We start from the raw sequence: 16,087 nt of genomic DNA, 5'->3' as shown, positions 1-16,087 counted from the left end.
ATATTTTAATGATAGTTTAGCTTGGAAAAATTATGATAAATTGTCCTTGTGACTTAGGAAGTTAATTGTTTTTGTATAATGGATAGAAATAAAAATCCGAAATTGTGTGATCAAATAAATATCTAAGCCGTTTATATTCAATATCTGAAAAAATGCTGATAGCTATATTATTTTTGTCCAGTACGGATTTACTCATTAGGCGGTCCTTATAATGTAATTAAATGCTACATTTCTTGGACGTGTTTCATTATCACCATTCATCCCAATGGATTTATTTTCCCCTAAGCTACCTCGTTCGTTTGAACCACCAGTCATACTGCCACGCATGGGGTCTGTATATTCAAGAGAGGTTTTATCGCTGTTAGTGGTATTAATATTATGATTATGTCTTTTGAATGCATCATATTGAAAACTCAATATATTACGTCCGTTATCAATACCACGCCAACTATCCCAACCACGAATAAATTCACCACGTAAATCGGGTAATATCCCATTAGGGTAGGCTTGCGCTAATTTCGGATATTTTGTTTTATCAAAAGGAGCGCCGTTACATTGTGCCCATCCTTCTGGTGGGGTGGTAGTCGGCCAGGGAAGTGGTACCCCTACCGGGATCAATTTTTCAAACAAACTGAGGTTTCTCACAAAAGCATCTTTATCAGGAATGTCGGCACCGTTTTGGTCTTTTGCCAGCCGGTTATTCGCATTCTGATTAACATCAGAAACAAGCTTCTGCGTTGCCGCAAGGGTATTACTGTTACCTGTATTGTCTGTGAGTTGAATAACGCCTTGTTGTGTTAGTGAGGCACTTGGTACTGTTGTTGTAATTTTTTGTTCTAACGCGCTATTTAATTGGGTAATGAGTTTAGCGATATCACCGTCATCCAGAATATCATTGCCAGATTGTGTCGCGATAAAATTAGCGACGACAGAGGATATGGTTGACGATTGGCGTAATACTTTGTTTAGCAAATGAATAGTAATATCACTTGGAGGAAACCCAGTTTTCAAACTTCGGTTTTCTTCATAGGCTTCTTGACTGATTACATTAGCATTATTACTGATAGAAAAAGCTTTAAAATCATTCTGGGGAATCATATATTTTCCTAAAATTGAATAATGTGATTTTATAAGCAGCATATTGAATTATTGTAAAATTCATTTTCCGCAATATATGTTAATAGTAGTTTAGCTCGGAAAAAGCATGATAAAGTATTCTTATAAGTTAAAGGGTTAATTGTTTTTGTATAATGGATAGGAATAAAAATGCGAAACTGTGTGATTGGATAAATATTTAAGTAATTTATATTCAACATCTGAAAGTTATTTTGCTATTACTGTTTTCTATTTCTTCCGGTTTCGATTTTTTCGGAATTATTTATAATAACCCTCTGGTTTGATTTTTGATTTTTTAAACTATCATTATTTTATTGAGTTAACTAAGTGATATAGGATTTTCTTGCCATAATTATATGATTCTTCTCATATATTGACCAATGTAGATTATTTACTGGCACTCAATGATCCATAAACGATTGCTGACTACGCGATTGCTGCGAGTCAGCCTAACAACAAGAGGATTACTTTCAGGTTGAGGGAAAGTCAATTTTATTAAGGCGTGAATTCCGCAGCGCTTCTTTGACTCTTTTCAAGTTATCTCTGAATTTTGAACCACGGCGCAGGGTAAAACCCGTAGCTAAAACATCAATAACAGTTAATTGAGCGATTCTTGAGACCATTGGCATATAAATGTCTGTATCTTCCGGGACGTCCAGAAGAATGGCGAGCGTTGCTTCGTGGGCGAGGGGAGAATCTTGGGAGGTAATTGCGATAACTGTCGCATCATTTTCTCGCGCAAGTTGTGCTGCTTCAACCAAACTTTTAGTTCTGCCAGTATGGGAGATGAGTACGACGACATCACCTTCGGCACTGTTAATACAGCTCATCCGTTGCATCACAATGTCATTAAAATAGATAACGGGAATGTTGAACCGGAAAAATTTATTCATTGCGTCATGGGCGACGGCAGCAGAAGCCCCTAAACCAAAAAATGAGATTTTCCGGGCTTGTGTTAGTAAGTCAACAGCTCGGTTAATAGACGTAATATCCAGATTGTTTTTCACGGTATCCAGAGTTGCCATTACCGATTCAAATATCTTATTGGTGTAGGCACTAACTGTATCGCTCTCTTCAACATTGCGATTTACGTAAGGCGTACCATTGGCAAGACTTTGGGCTAGATGGAGTTTGAAATCGGGAAAACCTTTAGTATCCAGACGGCGACAAAAACGATTAACCGTGGGCTCACTGACTTCCGCCATTTTCGCCAGCGTTGCGATACTGGCATGGATCGCAGTTTGCGGTGAAGCCAGGATTATCTGCGCCACTTTTTTTTCTGACTTACTCAAGAATTCGATACTGTTTTGGACTCGTTCCAGTGTATTCATAAAACGCAGTTACCTGTGATTTTTGACGATTTCATTCAGAGGAGAAATCTATAATAAATTTTATGAAAATATACTATTAGCAAATTGAAGCTGGCAGTAGGAAGTCACAATAATTTAATGTTTTTCATAAAAGTATGACTAGTGTCTAACTTTCATATTGGTAATTATCTTTCATAAGCGTTGTAAAATTACATAAAATTATCACATTTTTATCAGTGGTGAAACATATTGTTAACGCGAAGTAATGGTCATTCGTTATCGCTGTTTACGCGCTATGGTCAAAAGAGTACATTATTGGTTAATGCTGTAACAAAATTACAATATCCCGCAACGAGGAGAGACATATGGCGGTTACTTCTACAGCTCAGGCTTGTGATTTAGTCATTTTTGGCGCTAAAGGGGATTTGGCACGCCGGAAATTATTGCCTTCCCTTTATCAGCTTGAGAAAGCGGGTTATATCCACCCAGAAACCCGGATTATCGGTGTTGGCCGGGCTGATTGGGATAAAAAGGCGTATACCAAGGTTGTTGAAGAAGCTTTAAATACGTTCTTGCCGGAAAAATTAGATCCAGAGTTATGGAAGACATTGAGTGAACGTTTGGCGTTCTGCAATCTGGATGTTAATCAAAAGGAAGACTTTGCTAAACTGAAGGCAATTCTTAATCAGGAACACCAGCCTGCAATCCATTATTTTGCAATGCCACCGAGCACTTTTGGTTCGGTTTGTCATGGGTTGGGCCTTGCCGGGTTAAATAAAGAGCCAAACCGGGTTGTGATGGAAAAACCTTTAGGCACCGATCTTGAATCATCTAAAGCTATTAATGATGAAGTGGCAAAATATTTCAATGAGCGTCAGGTTTATCGTATCGATCATTATCTGGGTAAAGAAACTGTATTGAATCTATTAGCGCTACGGTTTGCCAATTCTCTGTTTGTGAATAATTGGGATCACCGGACAATTGATCATGTGCAAATTACGGTAGCTGAAGAAGTCGGTATTGAAGGCCGTTGGGGTTATTTTGACCAAGCTGGGCAAATGCGCGATATGATTCAGAATCATCTGTTGCAAATATTGACCATGATTGCGATGTCTCCTCCGGCAGATCTGACAACAGACCGTATCCGAGATGAAAAAGTAAAAGTATTGCGTTCTCTGCGCCGTATTGATCACACGAATGTGCGGGAGAAAACAGTGCGTGGTCAATACACCGCTGGTTTTGTTCAGGGGCATAAGGTACCGGGGTATCTGGAAGAAGAGGGGGCGAACCAGTCCAGCCGGACGGAAACTTTTGTCTCTATCCGCGTCGATATTGACGACTGGCGTTGGGCCGGGGTTCCTTTCTATCTGAGAACGGGTAAACGTCTGCCAACGAAATGTTCCGAGGTGGTAGTTTATTTCAAAAAGCCGGCGCTGAATTTGTTTTCTGAATCTTATCAACAACTGCCACAAAACAAGCTGACGATTCGTCTGCAACCGGATGAAGGTATTGATATTGAAGTGCTGAACAAAGCCCCGGGGCTGGAACACAAGCATCGTTTGCAAACGACTAAGTTGGATCTCAGTTTCTCTGAAACGTTTAACCATATTCCATTGGCAGATGCTTATGAGAGATTGTTGCTGGAAGCTATGCGGGGTATTCAGGCGCTATTCGTTCGTCGTGATGAGGTGGAAGAAGCTTGGAAATGGGTTGATTCTATTATGAATGCATGGGCGGCGGATAATGATGCGCCTAAGCCTTATCAGGCGGGGACGTGGGGGCCGGTTGCTTCTGTTGCTATGATCACTCGCGATGGTCGTTCGTGGAATGAGTTTGAGTAATTGGCAAACCTTATCCGTTGAAGCTCAAGCCGCGTTGTAAGCGGCTTGGGTTATTATCAACAAGGTATCTGCTTGTGTTGATATCAATGTTGTTTTTTGATTCAACTCTGTTTATCAGATAAAAAAATAAGTAAAATTGAGAGGTTGCTTTCTATTATTTCGTATGGTAGAAGTAATAGGAATATTAACATTATTTATGAGGATTCTTAGTATATCGTGCAGAATATCGGTGCGATGAAAGAATGAGATATCATGAACAGCGCCAAAAGCGTCAAGTTTCAAAGTTCCACTCACATGCTTTTCCTTTCTGCCATTTTATCCAGTGAGCATTACTGGTGCAGTTCATTATAGCGTCTGACTCCTGTTGACCGGTTTTCAACCGGTATTTCTGTTTCGTCAAAACGTCAGGTTATTATTTCTCATCTTATGCATAGGTGGGTTAGATCATTTATTAGCTTGCGTCTTGATGTGCGTATTTGCGTAGTCAGGAGAAAGAAAATGATTTATTGGTTATTCCTTGCAATGGCAATTGTTACCGAAGTTATCGGTACCTTATCAATGAAACATGCCAGCGTTTCTGGTGGTGTAGTTGGCATGGCTGTTATGTACATTATGATCGCCGCATCCTATATTTTGCTGGCAATGGCGGTGAAAAAAGTTGCACTGGGCGTTGCGTATGCGTTGTGGGAAGGGGTTGGCATTCTATTTATTACTGTTTTTAGTGTCATGTGGTTTGATGAATCACTGTCATTGATGAAAGTAGGTGGTTTGGCTCTGCTGATAACAGGAATTATGTTGATTAAATCCGGCACTAGAAAAGCGGCAGTGAAAAAATCGGCAGAGGTAGTAAAACAGATGGCAAATAAGGCTGTCAGTGTCGCAACAACCAAAAACAGTAAAATAAAGGAGGCATAACATGTTGCAACAATTTGAATGGTGGCATGCGGCGTTCTTATTCCTTGCTGTCGCTTTGGATATTTTAGCGAATATTTTACTGAAACTTTCTAATGGTTTTAGACGTCCTTGGATGGGTATTCTCTCGCTTATTACCGTCCTTGGGGCGTTCAGTGCGCTTGCTCAGGCAGTGAAGGGAATTGAGCTTTCTGTTGCTTATGCCTTATGGGGCGCTTTCGGTATTATCGCGACGGTTGCTGCTGGTTGGATTATGTTTAATCAGCGTTTGAATTGTAAAGGTTGGGGTGGAATTGCCTTGTTGCTGTTGGGCATGGTGATAATCAAGATGGCTTAAGCCGTAGCGTAATCCAATCATTATCTGCTGGCATGCAACTATTTTGCATAGTCACCAGCAGATATGAGTAAAACGACTTTCTAGCAGGTAAAACATATGTCTGGTTTATTACCATCTTTCAAACGACAACCAGGACACCAAGAATGAACAATATAGCGGCCATCACCCATATCCCTCATACCGAAGTCTTCATAGCGATAAAAAACGTGTTGACCCATTGAGGCGGAACAACATGGGCAACTTTTATAGATCTTGCCTTCTACTTCCGCAACAACGGAATCATGAAGGGAATCATGACAACCTGAACAAACATCCATAGCATGCTCCATACCAAGTGATAAAAGTTATTGAAGATTAGGCCATGTTTATATTCACTAAACAGTGGCCAGACACTGATGTGCTTATTAGAAAGTATGGACGACGTATAAGTATAATTCAACATTGAAAAGGTAAATAGTCGAAAATCCATTTGGTGAGTTAACTCTGTCAGATGAAATTAACGCGATTTGTGATAAGCAATATTGGAAACTATTTTATTACACTTAATCATCGAAGTTTTATCTACGAATTAAAAATAGTCTAATTTAAAATTATTCCTAAAATGGGTCATTACTAAAGTAGGTGTTTTAGCCTGTAAGATTGATTTATAATAAGTTTATATACAGGCTCCTAAAATTCTCAAAAAGCTATAGAAAATGGATTTAAAAATTGTCTATGCCAGAGCAACTTTTTATCTATTTCACTTAATTCAGCTTCTTCACAGATACTGTTCCAATTATCTTGGATTATTGATATTTGTTTATTAAAGATTTCTTTTGCTTTTTTCTCTGAAATATTAAAGTTATGCGCAGTTTCCAAACAAATTTGTAATTGACTTAGATTTTTATTTCCGACTATTAGCATTGCTTGAGATGCTTCATTACCCGATCTACCTTGAGGACATATATCATAAGCAGGGGTTAAACTTAAATTTTTTCCATCCCAAAATGCAGCATGATTTCGAGCGTGATCATCTGTGTTACCACACAATATATTAAAAACTAACCGTGAAAATAATTCTTCTAATGTTTTTTGAGGATTAGTGAAACGATATCGTATAATCTCGGCAAATTTTTCATAACTAGCATATCTAGCCATCATATCATCCAAATTAAATAGGGTTAGAGCAGAGACCATTGATTTCCGTAACCAACCATTTTGGGTATGTTCTCGATCAAATCTTTCAATTAATAGTACATTTTTATTTGAGGATGTTGTTAATTTTACTGGTGCAACATCAATACCAACTTGCTTAGCAAGTTTCATGGCAATAAACTCTGCTTTAACTACACTGTAAAGATCACTACTTGAAGAAAATTTAGCGACATATTTTCTTCCTTTATCCTCAATTAGTGCTTTAGGCCGTGCCCCGCCGATTGAACTACCGTGAAAAAGTGCTTGGTCTAATTCTGGCGTTAATAATAGACCATTTTCAACTCGTTCTGCGGATTGAACTAATTCTTCTAAACTGACATTTTTTATAGATCGTGGAGTATATTTGGATGGAGATAGTTGAAAATCTAAAGCACCTATGCGGTCAGATCCTGATTCAAGAAGGTAAGTTATTTCATTTAATATATACCCTATGGATTTCAAGATGCATCGCGACGGCAAGGGAGCGAATCCCCGGGAGCATAGGTAACTATGTGACCGGGGTGAGTGAGTGCAGCCAACAAAGAGGCAACTTGAAAGATGACGGGTATAGTAGTTTCTGTATCCGCTCCTTTTAGTCCTAATTTTTTGTTGATTATAACTCTGCGACCCCACGCATCAGGAGAAGCGTCGCGGATACAGCCAGGTATTGTTAGATCACTGGCTTAGTTTGTTCTGGTAACCATATCCAGACATAAGCTTCTTTGTTGTTAGAAATCATCGTACATTTCTCTCTCTTCTTCCTGAATACGTTGTGGTAACAAAACTAGCTTATCTCTCGTTTGTTCTATACGTGCTGAGATAGGAAGCTTATCACTATCAAACAAGTTGATACCTACAAGGTTAGCTAGCTCAAATGCTAATCCTATAGAGCAACCCATATCTCCGCTTTCAATTTTTTGCAGTGTGGTTCTGGATATACCAGCACGTTCTGCCAAATTCTTTTCTGACCAATGGCGCCGTTTTCTACCTAACTTGATTTGTTCTCCGAGTAACATGACTGCTTCTTTAGAGAATTTTGAATAGGCTCTATGTTTTAACATACTCCCTCCTTATGACCATTATAATGGTCATCTTATAGTTCAAGGCATAGGAGGAAGGTTAGAAATGTTGGGTTTATAATATTCCACTTGGAACAATGGATAATGTAGTTCATGAAAATATCGATTAATATTTTATTTTAAAATGTTATTGCAACTAAATTAACGGATAAAATTATATCTTATTTACATTAATAACACCTATTGGGATATTCTTAATAACCTCCATATAATTAAAATATAAATGCAGGCGATAGAGAATATCCCCAAATTAATATTAAATACCTGCGATAACTTTTATCTCGACTTTGTATTTGGGATTCATTAGTTTAGCTTCAACTGTGCAGCGTACAGGTGCGCTTCCTGCAACAACCCATGCATCCCAGGCGGCATTCATGCCAGCAAACTCTTTTCCATCCGCCAGAAAAATAGTGGCGTCGATAATTTTGCTTTTATTAGAACCGAGACGCTGTAACATGATATCAATAGCGGCCAACGTATTCGCTGTTTGCTCAGTAATATCACCATCCAGATTTTCTGGTACGGCGGTGTAGTAAATGGTTTTATTGTAAACTACCGCTTCAGACCAGCGATCCTGTGGATCAATACGTTCAATTGTCATGGATACTCTTCCTGTGAATGATTATCTGCCTGATTTTGGGTGGTGATCAGAACATACTATTGGCATAATCTCCATCCATTCTATTGAAAGAGACGGTTTGTGTCAGACGATTTTGCGAAAAATGGTGCCCTTGCTAAAGCAATAACAGGTTTTAAACCCCGTGATGCTCAAAGAGAAATGGCAGTGGCTATTGAGTGTGCGATTAAAAACCATCAACGATTGGTCGTAGAAGCAGGCACGGGAACAGGTAAGACATTTGCCTATTTAGCACCCGCGTTGCGTTCTGGACAGAAAGTTATCATTTCCACAGGTTCTAAAGCATTACAGGATCAGCTCTATAATCGTGATTTACCGACAGTCGCTGAAGCAATTAATTTCACCGGTAAATTGGCGTTGTTGAAAGGTCGTGCGAATTATCTGTGCTTGGAACGGTTGGAACAGCACTCTTTTGGGGACGGGCAATTGGAAGCAGAAATTCTGTCAGATATTGTTCGGCTAAGAGGCTGGTCGTCACAAACTGAAGAGGGTGATATCAGTACTTGTCACCAAGTGGCGGAAGATAGCCAGGTTTGGCCGTTGGTCACCAGTACGAACGATAACTGCCTTGGCAGTGATTGCCCACGTTATCAGGAATGCTTTGTACTCAAAGCCCGCCGTCGGGCAATGGAGGCAGATGTTATCGTTGTTAACCATCATCTGTTTATGGCGGATATGGTGGTGAAAGAAACGGGATTTGGTGAGTTGATCCCGCAAGCAGAAGTCAAGATATTTGATGAGGCACATCAAGTCCCTGATATCGCTAGTCAATATTTTGGTCAGCAATTAAGTAGCCGCCAACTGATGGATCTCTCAAGAGACATCACTATGGCGTATCGCACGGAAGTCCGAGATCAAGTTCAGTTACAAAAGAGCGCAGATCGTCTAAGTCAGAGTACACAAGATTTCCGGCTAGCGTTGGGAGAGAATGGTTATCGGGGTAATTTGCGGGAGTTATTGCAAAATCCGCAAGTCCAGCGAGCATTAGTATTGCTTGATGATGCGCTTGAGCTTTGTTATGACGTGATAAAATTATCTTTAGGGCGTTCAGTCATGTTGGATGCGGCATTTGAAAGGGCAACAATTTATCGTAATCGTCTTAAACGCTTGAAAGAGGTGACTATCCCCGGTTATAGCTATTGGTTTGAAAGTTATGGTCGTCATTTTCTTTTAGCACTTACACCGCTGTCTGTTGCCGATAAATTTAATGAGATAATTAATGAGCAATCCGGTTGTTGGGTATTCACCTCAGCGACACTCTCTGTTAACGAGCAACTTTCCCATTTCACTGAACGACTAGGTTTAAAAGAGGCGAAAACGTTATTACTGCCAAGTCCATTTGATTATCAAAGCCAGACGCTACTTTGTGTTCCCCGTCATCTACCATCACCAAATCAGCTTGGTAGTGCAAAATGGTTGGCAGAGATGCTCAAACCACTCATTGAAGCCAATAAAGGTCGATGTTTCTTTTTATGTACTTCACACCAGATGATGCGCAGTCTGGCTGAATCGTTCCGTGCCAACATGACATTGCCGGTTTTGGTTCAAGGTGAAACCAGCAAAGGCCAGCTACTTTCGCAATTTATTGCCGCCGGCAACGCTTTATTGGTGGCAACCAGCAGTTTTTGGGAAGGTGTCGATGTGCGCGGTGAGGTGCTTTCCTGTGTCATTATCGATAAATTGCCCTTTACGGCACCGGATGATCCACTGCTAAAAGCCCGTATTGAAGATTGCCAACTTAGAGGTGGTGATGCATTTAATGAAGTTCAGTTGCCGGATGCGGTGATTAGTCTGAAACAAGGTGTCGGGCGGCTTATTCGTGATATTGATGATTATGGCGTCGTTGTCATTTGTGATAATCGTTTAGTGATGCGTCCATATGGTGAAGTGTTTTTGAATAGTTTGCCACCTTCACCACGGACCCGAGATTTAACGAAAGCAGTCGCTTTCCTTCAAGCTCGGCAATCTCCTAACATTTCTGGTAAAAAAGGTTAAGTGTAGAAAATATGGTCTCGTTCTAGGGTTATCGGATGAACAATTAGCCAGGCTAATTGAAAAAGATCATTTTTCGGGGGGATTAAATATGGTTAAAAAGTATCGTAGTGATGCGTTTGCTGCAATTCACGAAACGATGGAGGCACTAAGCGAAATAGAGGATGTCAGTAAGCAAACTATGCGTGAGTTTGATGCTGCTTGTTTGACTCCCATAGAATCATTATCTCCAGAGGAAATACATTCTCTTCGTGAGCATTTGTCACAGCCTGTTTTTGCCCGCGATATTTGTAACAGTAGATCACGCTAGGAAGTGATGGAGTATGGTTGCCAACTGAGTAAAATCGACTAGGCTATGATAAAATAGCACCTTATTTTGGATTATATTTCTTGCCGAGGTGCTTAAGGCATGCCTGTACGAATTCTGGCTATTGATACTGCAACGGAAGCTTGTTCTGTTGCTCTTTGGAATGATGGTGCCGTTTTGGCGCAGTTTGAAATCTCTCCACGTGAACACACGCAACGTATTTTACCTATGGTTCAATCTGTTCTGGCAGAAGCGGGGATTAGTTTACAGCAGCTTGATGCTCTAGCTTTTGGCCGTGGGCCGGGGAGTTTTACTGGTGTGCGTATTGGTGTTGGTATTGCTCAGGGCTTGGCTTTGGGGGCTGAACTGCCGGTGATTGGTGTGTCAACGCTCAATGCAATGGCTCAAGGTGTTTTTCGTCTGCTAGGTGCAACTCAGGTATTAACCGCCATTGATGCCCGGATGGGAGAAGTTTATTGGGGGCAATATATCCGTAATCAGCAAGGTGAATGGCAAGGAAGTGAAACAGAAGCAGTGTTGAAACCGGAACAGGTACAGGCATTCATGGCTTCATTAAGTGGCGATTGGGTGGTTGCTGGTACTGGCTGGCAGGCTTATCCTCAGTTGATGGCAAGTCATTTAACGTTAACTGATAGTAGTATCACATTACCTCATGCTGAAGATATGTTACCTCTGGCGATACAAATGTGGCAAAACGGTGAAGTGACGGCCGTAGAACATGCTGAACCGGTATACTTGCGTAATGAAGTTACTTGGAAAAAATTACCGGGCCGTTAAGTATCTATTGATGAAACTTGTAGTAAAAGAAAGTATCAAATAGACAGAGTTATTTTAAACATCATGATTGGGACAATTTTCAGGAGAAGGTGGTTATGTTAAGAGTAATAAACTACCGGACGAGTATTAACGCGCTAATCTTATTAGGTGCTGTAATGCTTACAGGCTGTATCACCGTTCCTGATTCAATAAAAGGAACGTCACCAACGCCTGTTCAAGATCTGCTTTCTGTTAAGAGTACGCCTGAGCTGTTTATCGGGCAGGAAGGGCGATTCGGCGGCAAGGTACTTGGTGTAGTAAATGAAAATCACCGTACTCGTCTGGAAATATCGTCATTGCCATTAGCATCGGATGCCAGTCCAGAATTAGATGAGCCTTCCCTTGGCCGTATCTATGTTTATGTTAATGATTTCCTTGATCCTGACGATTTTAAAGGAAATTACGTCACTGTCGTAGGTCCGATAGTGGGATTGAAAAAGGGAAAAATTGGTTGTGCGGATTATGCTTATGTTGTGATTAATGCAATGGGTTATCAACGCTGGAAAGTTGTTCAGCGAGTATTGATGCCTTATGGCCCGGGGCCTTGGAATTATTATGGCTATCCATATTATTCAGGTTGGGGATGGAATTGGTATTACCCCGCCCCCACACCTGTTGAGACTATTTTGACCAGATAGAGTTATTTCAATCGGGATTGTCGATATACACTTTGTGACATTGTAACTTTCTTTCCAGTTTGAGCCGCCGCAATAATATGTGGCGGTAATTTATCTGTTATTTCCTATCTATCTTTGGATTGATCGTTAATTTCATCGCAATTCTTGCACCCAAACCCGCAGTCATCTCTTCTACTAGAATTTTCTGTAGTTCATTAGGAATATCATTCGAATGCAGTATGGCAAAACCAAATTTGTCATATAATTTGCGGCTTGGTAGAAAATCACGAAAAGTTGTGAGGTAAAGTGCGGTTTCTTTGTTTTGTTCTAATTGCTCAATGATTAAGCTAAGCAGGGTACTGGCAATACCCTGGTCATGATATTTCGGCAACACATCAGTCTCAGCTAGCAGCATCAATTGATTTAAACGGCGGATTAGCGCAAATCCAACCAGTTTTTGATCACTTTCAGCGACCCAAAGCCGTTGTTCCTGAATACTTGATTCAATTTCATACGCGGGTAGGGTTTGATCGCCGAGTACTTTTGGTAAGAGTTCTTCTGGAAAAAGGGACGCAGCTTGGCGCTCTATGTCGCTGATAGTAGCACTATCTTTATAGGTTGCCCTTCTGACCGTAATGTTATTTATAATCATTTTTTATTACCATTGTTTTTTTAATAATGCATTGGAATAGACGAAAGCAATAAATGCTATTTCAAAAATGCTATCTTAAGCAAAAAATAAGTAGGTCAATGTATAGTCAATAGCTACAAAGTTAAATATTAATTGTGGCAATAATATACTGATAAATAAAAATAATTTACAGACAACACAATTCTCTTTGTTTTTATGTATCAGGATTAACGTGAAATTAGTGATGTGTATCTCAACCTGAACAATGTTTCTTTTTTAAACTGGTACGCTGAGTTAATAATTTGTTAAATCAAAGCGTGCGTTATTTATTAGGCGAGTGATAACATAGCAATTAAAATTTCAGGAGTACTACCTTGGAGAAAGTCTGGCTAAAACATTATCCGGCGGATGTTCCTGCGGAAATTGACCCGGATCGTTATGCATCATTGGTTGAAATGTTTGAAAATGCCGTAGCGCACTATGCGGATCAACCTGCATTTATCAATATGGGTGAGATTATGACCTTTCGTAAGTTGGAAGAGCGTAGTCGGGCATTTGCAGCATATTTGCAAAATGGCTTGGGATTAAGTAAAGGAGATCGCGTTGCGCTGATGATGCCAAACCTGCTGCAATATCCCGTTGCACTGTTTGGTGTTCTACGTGCAGGTATGATTGTCGTAAATGTAAACCCGCTGTATACGCCACGTGAGCTTGAACATCAGCTTAATGACAGCGGCACTTCCGCTATTGTGATCGTCTCCAATTTTGCCCATACATTGGAAAAGATCGTTTTTAATACTAAAGTTAAGCATGTTATTTTGACGCGTATGGGGGACCAACTATCTCGTCCTAAAGGTACGTTGGTTGATTTTGCGGTGAAATATATTAAACGGCTGGTACCGAAGTATAATCTGCCTGATGCCATTTCATTTCGTTGTGCGATACAGAAAGGTTATCGCATGCAATATGTAAAACCAGAAATTAACGGTAATGATTTGGCTTTTCTGCAATATACTGGTGGCACCACTGGCGTAGCTAAGGGGGCTATGCTGACTCACCGTAATATTTTGGCAAATCTTGAACAGGCAAAAGCGGTTTATTCTCCATTATTACGTGTAGGCCAAGAGCTGATTGTTACGGCGTTGCCTCTCTATCACATATTTGCGTTAATGGTAAATTGCTTGTTACTTATTTACTTGGGTGGGTGCAATCTTCTGATCACTAACCCGCGTGATATTACGGGTACAGCTAAAGAATTAGGTCGTTATCCGTTCACTTCTGTCACCGGGGTAAATACATTGTTTAACGCCTGGTTGAATAATGAAGAATTTAAGAAGCTTGATTTTTCTACGCTGCGTCTGGTTGTTGGTGGTGGTATGCCGGTACAGAAAGCGGTTGCTGAGAAATGGGCAAAAGTGACAGGCACCAACCTGCTTGAAGGTTATGGTCTAACAGAATGTTCACCTTTGGTTTCCTGTAATCCTTATAATTCGAAACATTACACTGGCAGTATTGGTTTCCCGGTCTCTTCAACGGAAATCAAACTTATGGGTGATGATGGTAATGAGGTAGAGATGGGCCAGCAGGGAGAATTGTGGATACGTGGCCCACAGGTGATGGTTGGTTATTGGAATCGTCCTGATGCAACAGAAGAAGTGTTGAAAGATGGTTGGGTAGCAACGGGTGATATTGCGAATGTTAATGAACAAGGTTTCATTCGTATCGTAGATCGTAAAAAAGATATGATTTTGGTTTCTGGTTTCAATGTGTATCCTAATGAAGTTGAAGATGTTGTATCAGCTCACCCTAAAGTGCTAGAGTCAGCAGCAATAGGGGTATCAAGCGAAAGTTCCGGTGAAACTGTCAAAGTATTTGTGGTTCGGATAGATCCTAGTTTGACCGAGGATGAACTTAAAACCCATTGTCGTCGTTATCTAACAGGGTATAAAGTACCAAAGATCATTGAGTTCCGGGATGAATTACCTAAGTCTAATGTAGGTAAGATTCTTCGTAGGGAACTGCGTGATGAAGAGGAAAAGGTCAGGAATGTAGCTATAGCCTGAGATCCTCTTCATAATATTGATAAGCACGACAACGCCGGTATTAGCCGGCGTTGTCGTGCTTATTCCATGAATGGCTAAGAGAACTATGTTTTGAATTATCAGTTGATCACCACAGATGCTCAGTTGCAACAAGTTTGCGAAGGGGCAAAAAAATACTCAAAAGTAGCATTGGATACTGAATTTGTACGCACACGGACGTATTACCCACAATTAGGTTTGATACAACTGTATGATGGCGAACAACTTTCTCTGATTGATCCACTTAATATCACCAACTGGCAACCTTTCCGTGAGTTAATTACTCATCCTCAAATATTGAAGCTGTTACATGCTGGCAGTGAAGATTTGGAAGTTTTTCTGAATGCTTTTCAATGCTTGCCGGAACCGATGATTGATACTCAGGTCTTGGCGGCTTTTATTGGGCACCCGCTTTCATGTGGCTTTGCCGCGCTGGTGGCTGAATATATCCATGTCGAGCTGGATAAAAGCGAATCCCGCACTGATTGGCTTGCCCGTCCGTTAAGTGAAAAACAGTGCGAATATGCAGCAGCAGATGTTTATTATCTGTTGCCTTTAGCGGATATCCTAATGACTGCAACAGAGCAGGCTGGATATATGGAGGCTGCGACGGGTGAGTGTCAACTTATCTGTCGACGCCGTAAAGAGATCTTGGCACCGGAATGTGCTTATAAACAGATAGGTAATATCTGTCAATTACGTCCCCAACAGCTTGCGTGTTTGAAAAAACTGGCCGCATGGCGTTTGAGTCAGGCCAGAGAACGCGATTTAGCCGTGAACTTCGTCATTCGTGAAGAAAACCTATGGCAGGTAGCGCGTTATATGCCAACTTCTTTGGCAGAGTTGGATGCGTTAGGGCTAAGTGGGCAGGAGATTCGTTGTCATGGTCGTCGCCTATTGGCAATGGTTGCTGAAAGTGGAAATATTCCAGAAAGTGAATGCCCGCCGCCAATGACGAACCTGATTGATCAACCTGGTTATCGTAAAGCATTTAAGGATATTAAAGCGCTGATCCATCAGGTAAGTGAGCAGCATAGATTTAATTCTGAATTATTGGCATCTCGTCGTCAGATTAATCAATTACTCAGTGTTCACTGGAAATTGAAACAATTAAATGGCAAACCTGAACTGCTTAGTGGGTGGCGGGGAGAGTTGCTGGCTGAGCCAGTCTCAGAGATTCTGGCGAACTATCCTGATTAACCCATATCAGAGCCTTA

The 16,087-nt window shown here is 40.7% G+C and carries 16 protein-coding genes; 9 read left to right on the top strand and 7 right to left on the bottom strand.

Annotated elements, in window-relative coordinates; translation table 11 throughout:
• Positions 1-195: 195 nt before the first annotated feature.
• Positions 196-1,098, bottom strand: coding sequence for a phage tail protein (locus ACGF5R_RS08530; protein WP_387690473.1), 903 nt, complete (start codon positions 1,096-1,098; stop codon positions 196-198).
• 488 nt (positions 1,099-1,586) lie between these two features.
• Positions 1,587-2,447 carry a MurR/RpiR family transcriptional regulator gene (locus ACGF5R_RS08525; protein WP_387690471.1) on the bottom strand — a complete coding sequence of 287 codons (861 nt, stop codon included), beginning with the start codon at positions 2,445-2,447 and terminating at the stop codon, positions 1,587-1,589.
• Positions 2,448-2,791: 344 nt separating this feature from the next.
• On the opposite strand from ACGF5R_RS08525, the gene zwf reads away from it, so the two are divergent.
• The 3 genes from zwf (at position 2,792) to mdtI (ending at position 5,516) form a co-directional block, all read left to right on the top strand.
• Positions 2,792-4,267: a glucose-6-phosphate dehydrogenase gene (zwf, locus tag ACGF5R_RS08520; protein WP_112876046.1), complete on the top strand. Its 1,476-nt coding sequence runs from the start codon at positions 2,792-2,794 to the stop codon at positions 4,265-4,267.
• Positions 4,268-4,765: 498 nt separating this feature from the next.
• A complete protein-coding gene (mdtJ, locus tag ACGF5R_RS08515) occupies positions 4,766-5,182 on the top strand; it encodes a multidrug/spermidine efflux SMR transporter subunit MdtJ (protein ID WP_088373063.1) in 417 nt (138 codons plus the stop codon).
• Between the two features lies 1 nt (position 5,183).
• Positions 5,184-5,516, top strand: coding sequence for a multidrug/spermidine efflux SMR transporter subunit MdtI (gene mdtI, locus ACGF5R_RS08510; protein ID WP_049581746.1), 333 nt, complete (start codon positions 5,184-5,186; stop codon positions 5,514-5,516).
• An 80-nt stretch (positions 5,517-5,596) separates the two neighbouring features.
• On the opposite strand, the gene ACGF5R_RS08505 is transcribed toward mdtI, so the two are convergent.
• The 4 genes from ACGF5R_RS08505 to ACGF5R_RS08490 all read right to left on the bottom strand — a co-directional run bounded on the left by ACGF5R_RS08505 (position 5,597) and on the right by ACGF5R_RS08490 (position 8,369).
• Positions 5,597-5,833, bottom strand: coding sequence for a hypothetical protein (locus ACGF5R_RS08505; protein WP_112876045.1), 237 nt, complete (start codon positions 5,831-5,833; stop codon positions 5,597-5,599).
• 361 nt (positions 5,834-6,194) lie between these two features.
• A complete protein-coding gene (locus ACGF5R_RS08500) occupies positions 6,195-7,151 on the bottom strand; it encodes a type II toxin-antitoxin system HipA family toxin (protein WP_240000674.1) in 957 nt (318 codons plus the stop codon).
• Between the two features lie 266 nt (positions 7,152-7,417).
• On the bottom strand, positions 7,418-7,750 hold the full coding sequence (locus tag ACGF5R_RS08495; RefSeq protein WP_112876043.1) for a helix-turn-helix transcriptional regulator: 333 nt from the start codon (positions 7,748-7,750) through the stop codon (positions 7,418-7,420).
• Positions 7,751-8,024: 274 nt separating this feature from the next.
• Entirely contained in the window at positions 8,025-8,369 is a 345-nt protein-coding gene (locus tag ACGF5R_RS08490; RefSeq protein ID WP_112876042.1) for a RidA family protein, read from the bottom strand.
• Positions 8,370-8,468: 99 nt separating this feature from the next.
• Between ACGF5R_RS08490 and ACGF5R_RS08485 the strand changes: the two genes are divergently transcribed.
• From ACGF5R_RS08485 to ACGF5R_RS08470, 4 genes are all read left to right on the top strand, one after another.
• Positions 8,469-10,400 carry an ATP-dependent DNA helicase gene (locus ACGF5R_RS08485; RefSeq protein WP_387690469.1) on the top strand — a complete coding sequence of 644 codons (1,932 nt, stop codon included), beginning with the start codon at positions 8,469-8,471 and terminating at the stop codon, positions 10,398-10,400.
• An 88-nt stretch (positions 10,401-10,488) separates the two neighbouring features.
• On the top strand, positions 10,489-10,707 hold the full coding sequence (locus ACGF5R_RS08480) for a hypothetical protein (protein WP_205068642.1): 219 nt from the start codon (positions 10,489-10,491) through the stop codon (positions 10,705-10,707).
• A gap of 99 nt (positions 10,708-10,806) precedes the next feature.
• Positions 10,807-11,502 (top strand): tRNA (adenosine(37)-N6)-threonylcarbamoyltransferase complex dimerization subunit type 1 TsaB, encoded by a 696-nt coding sequence (gene tsaB / locus ACGF5R_RS08475; protein ID WP_262980106.1) that lies wholly within the window; start codon positions 10,807-10,809, stop codon positions 11,500-11,502.
• Between the two features lie 95 nt (positions 11,503-11,597).
• On the top strand, positions 11,598-12,179 hold the full coding sequence (locus ACGF5R_RS08470; RefSeq protein ID WP_387690466.1) for a Slp family lipoprotein: 582 nt from the start codon (positions 11,598-11,600) through the stop codon (positions 12,177-12,179).
• Between the two features lie 97 nt (positions 12,180-12,276).
• On the opposite strand, the gene ACGF5R_RS08465 is transcribed toward ACGF5R_RS08470, so the two are convergent.
• Positions 12,277-12,810, bottom strand: a complete 534-nt coding sequence (locus ACGF5R_RS08465) for a GNAT family N-acetyltransferase (RefSeq protein ID WP_387690464.1) — start codon at positions 12,808-12,810, stop codon at positions 12,277-12,279.
• A 353-nt stretch (positions 12,811-13,163) separates the two neighbouring features.
• Here ACGF5R_RS08465 and fadD point away from each other — a divergent pair, with 353 nt between their 5' ends.
• Together fadD and rnd are read left to right on the top strand one after the other, a co-directional pair.
• A complete protein-coding gene (gene fadD / locus ACGF5R_RS08460; protein ID WP_112876037.1) occupies positions 13,164-14,852 on the top strand; it encodes a long-chain-fatty-acid--CoA ligase FadD in 1,689 nt (562 codons plus the stop codon).
• 90 nt (positions 14,853-14,942) lie between these two features.
• Positions 14,943-16,070: a ribonuclease D gene (gene rnd, locus ACGF5R_RS08455; RefSeq protein WP_112876036.1), complete on the top strand. Its 1,128-nt coding sequence runs from the start codon at positions 14,943-14,945 to the stop codon at positions 16,068-16,070.
• The last annotated feature ends 17 nt before the right edge of the window (positions 16,071-16,087 follow it).

This window comes from Photorhabdus sp. RM71S, assembly GCF_042879355.1.
GTDB classification, from domain to species: domain Bacteria; phylum Pseudomonadota; class Gammaproteobacteria; order Enterobacterales; family Enterobacteriaceae; genus Photorhabdus; species Photorhabdus kayaii.
This window is presented reverse-complemented; position numbering and strand designations above follow the sequence as displayed.

Excerpts from the sequence above, each read along its gene's own strand:
- ACGF5R_RS08530 (WP_387690473.1), bottom strand. The coding sequence starts at position 1,098 with ATGATTCCCCAGAATGATTTTAAAGCTTTTTCTATCAGTAATAATGCT.
- ACGF5R_RS08505 (WP_112876045.1), bottom strand. The coding sequence starts at position 5,833 with ATGGATGTTTGTTCAGGTTGTCATGATTCCCTTCATGATTCCGTTGTT.
- ACGF5R_RS08525 (WP_387690471.1), bottom strand. The coding sequence starts at position 2,447 with ATGAATACACTGGAACGAGTCCAAAACAGTATCGAATTCTTGAGTAAG.
- mdtI (WP_049581746.1), top strand. The coding sequence starts at position 5,184 with ATGTTGCAACAATTTGAATGGTGGCATGCGGCGTTCTTATTCCTTGCT.
- ACGF5R_RS08490 (WP_112876042.1), bottom strand. The coding sequence starts at position 8,369 with ATGACAATTGAACGTATTGATCCACAGGATCGCTGGTCTGAAGCGGTA.
- mdtJ (WP_088373063.1), top strand. The coding sequence starts at position 4,766 with ATGATTTATTGGTTATTCCTTGCAATGGCAATTGTTACCGAAGTTATC.
- ACGF5R_RS08480 (WP_205068642.1), top strand. The coding sequence starts at position 10,489 with ATGGTTAAAAAGTATCGTAGTGATGCGTTTGCTGCAATTCACGAAACG.
- tsaB (WP_262980106.1), top strand. The coding sequence starts at position 10,807 with ATGCCTGTACGAATTCTGGCTATTGATACTGCAACGGAAGCTTGTTCT.
- zwf (WP_112876046.1), top strand. The coding sequence starts at position 2,792 with ATGGCGGTTACTTCTACAGCTCAGGCTTGTGATTTAGTCATTTTTGGC.
- ACGF5R_RS08470 (WP_387690466.1), top strand. The coding sequence starts at position 11,598 with ATGTTAAGAGTAATAAACTACCGGACGAGTATTAACGCGCTAATCTTA.
- ACGF5R_RS08465 (WP_387690464.1), bottom strand. The coding sequence starts at position 12,810 with ATGATTATAAATAACATTACGGTCAGAAGGGCAACCTATAAAGATAGT.
- ACGF5R_RS08495 (WP_112876043.1), bottom strand. The coding sequence starts at position 7,750 with ATGTTAAAACATAGAGCCTATTCAAAATTCTCTAAAGAAGCAGTCATG.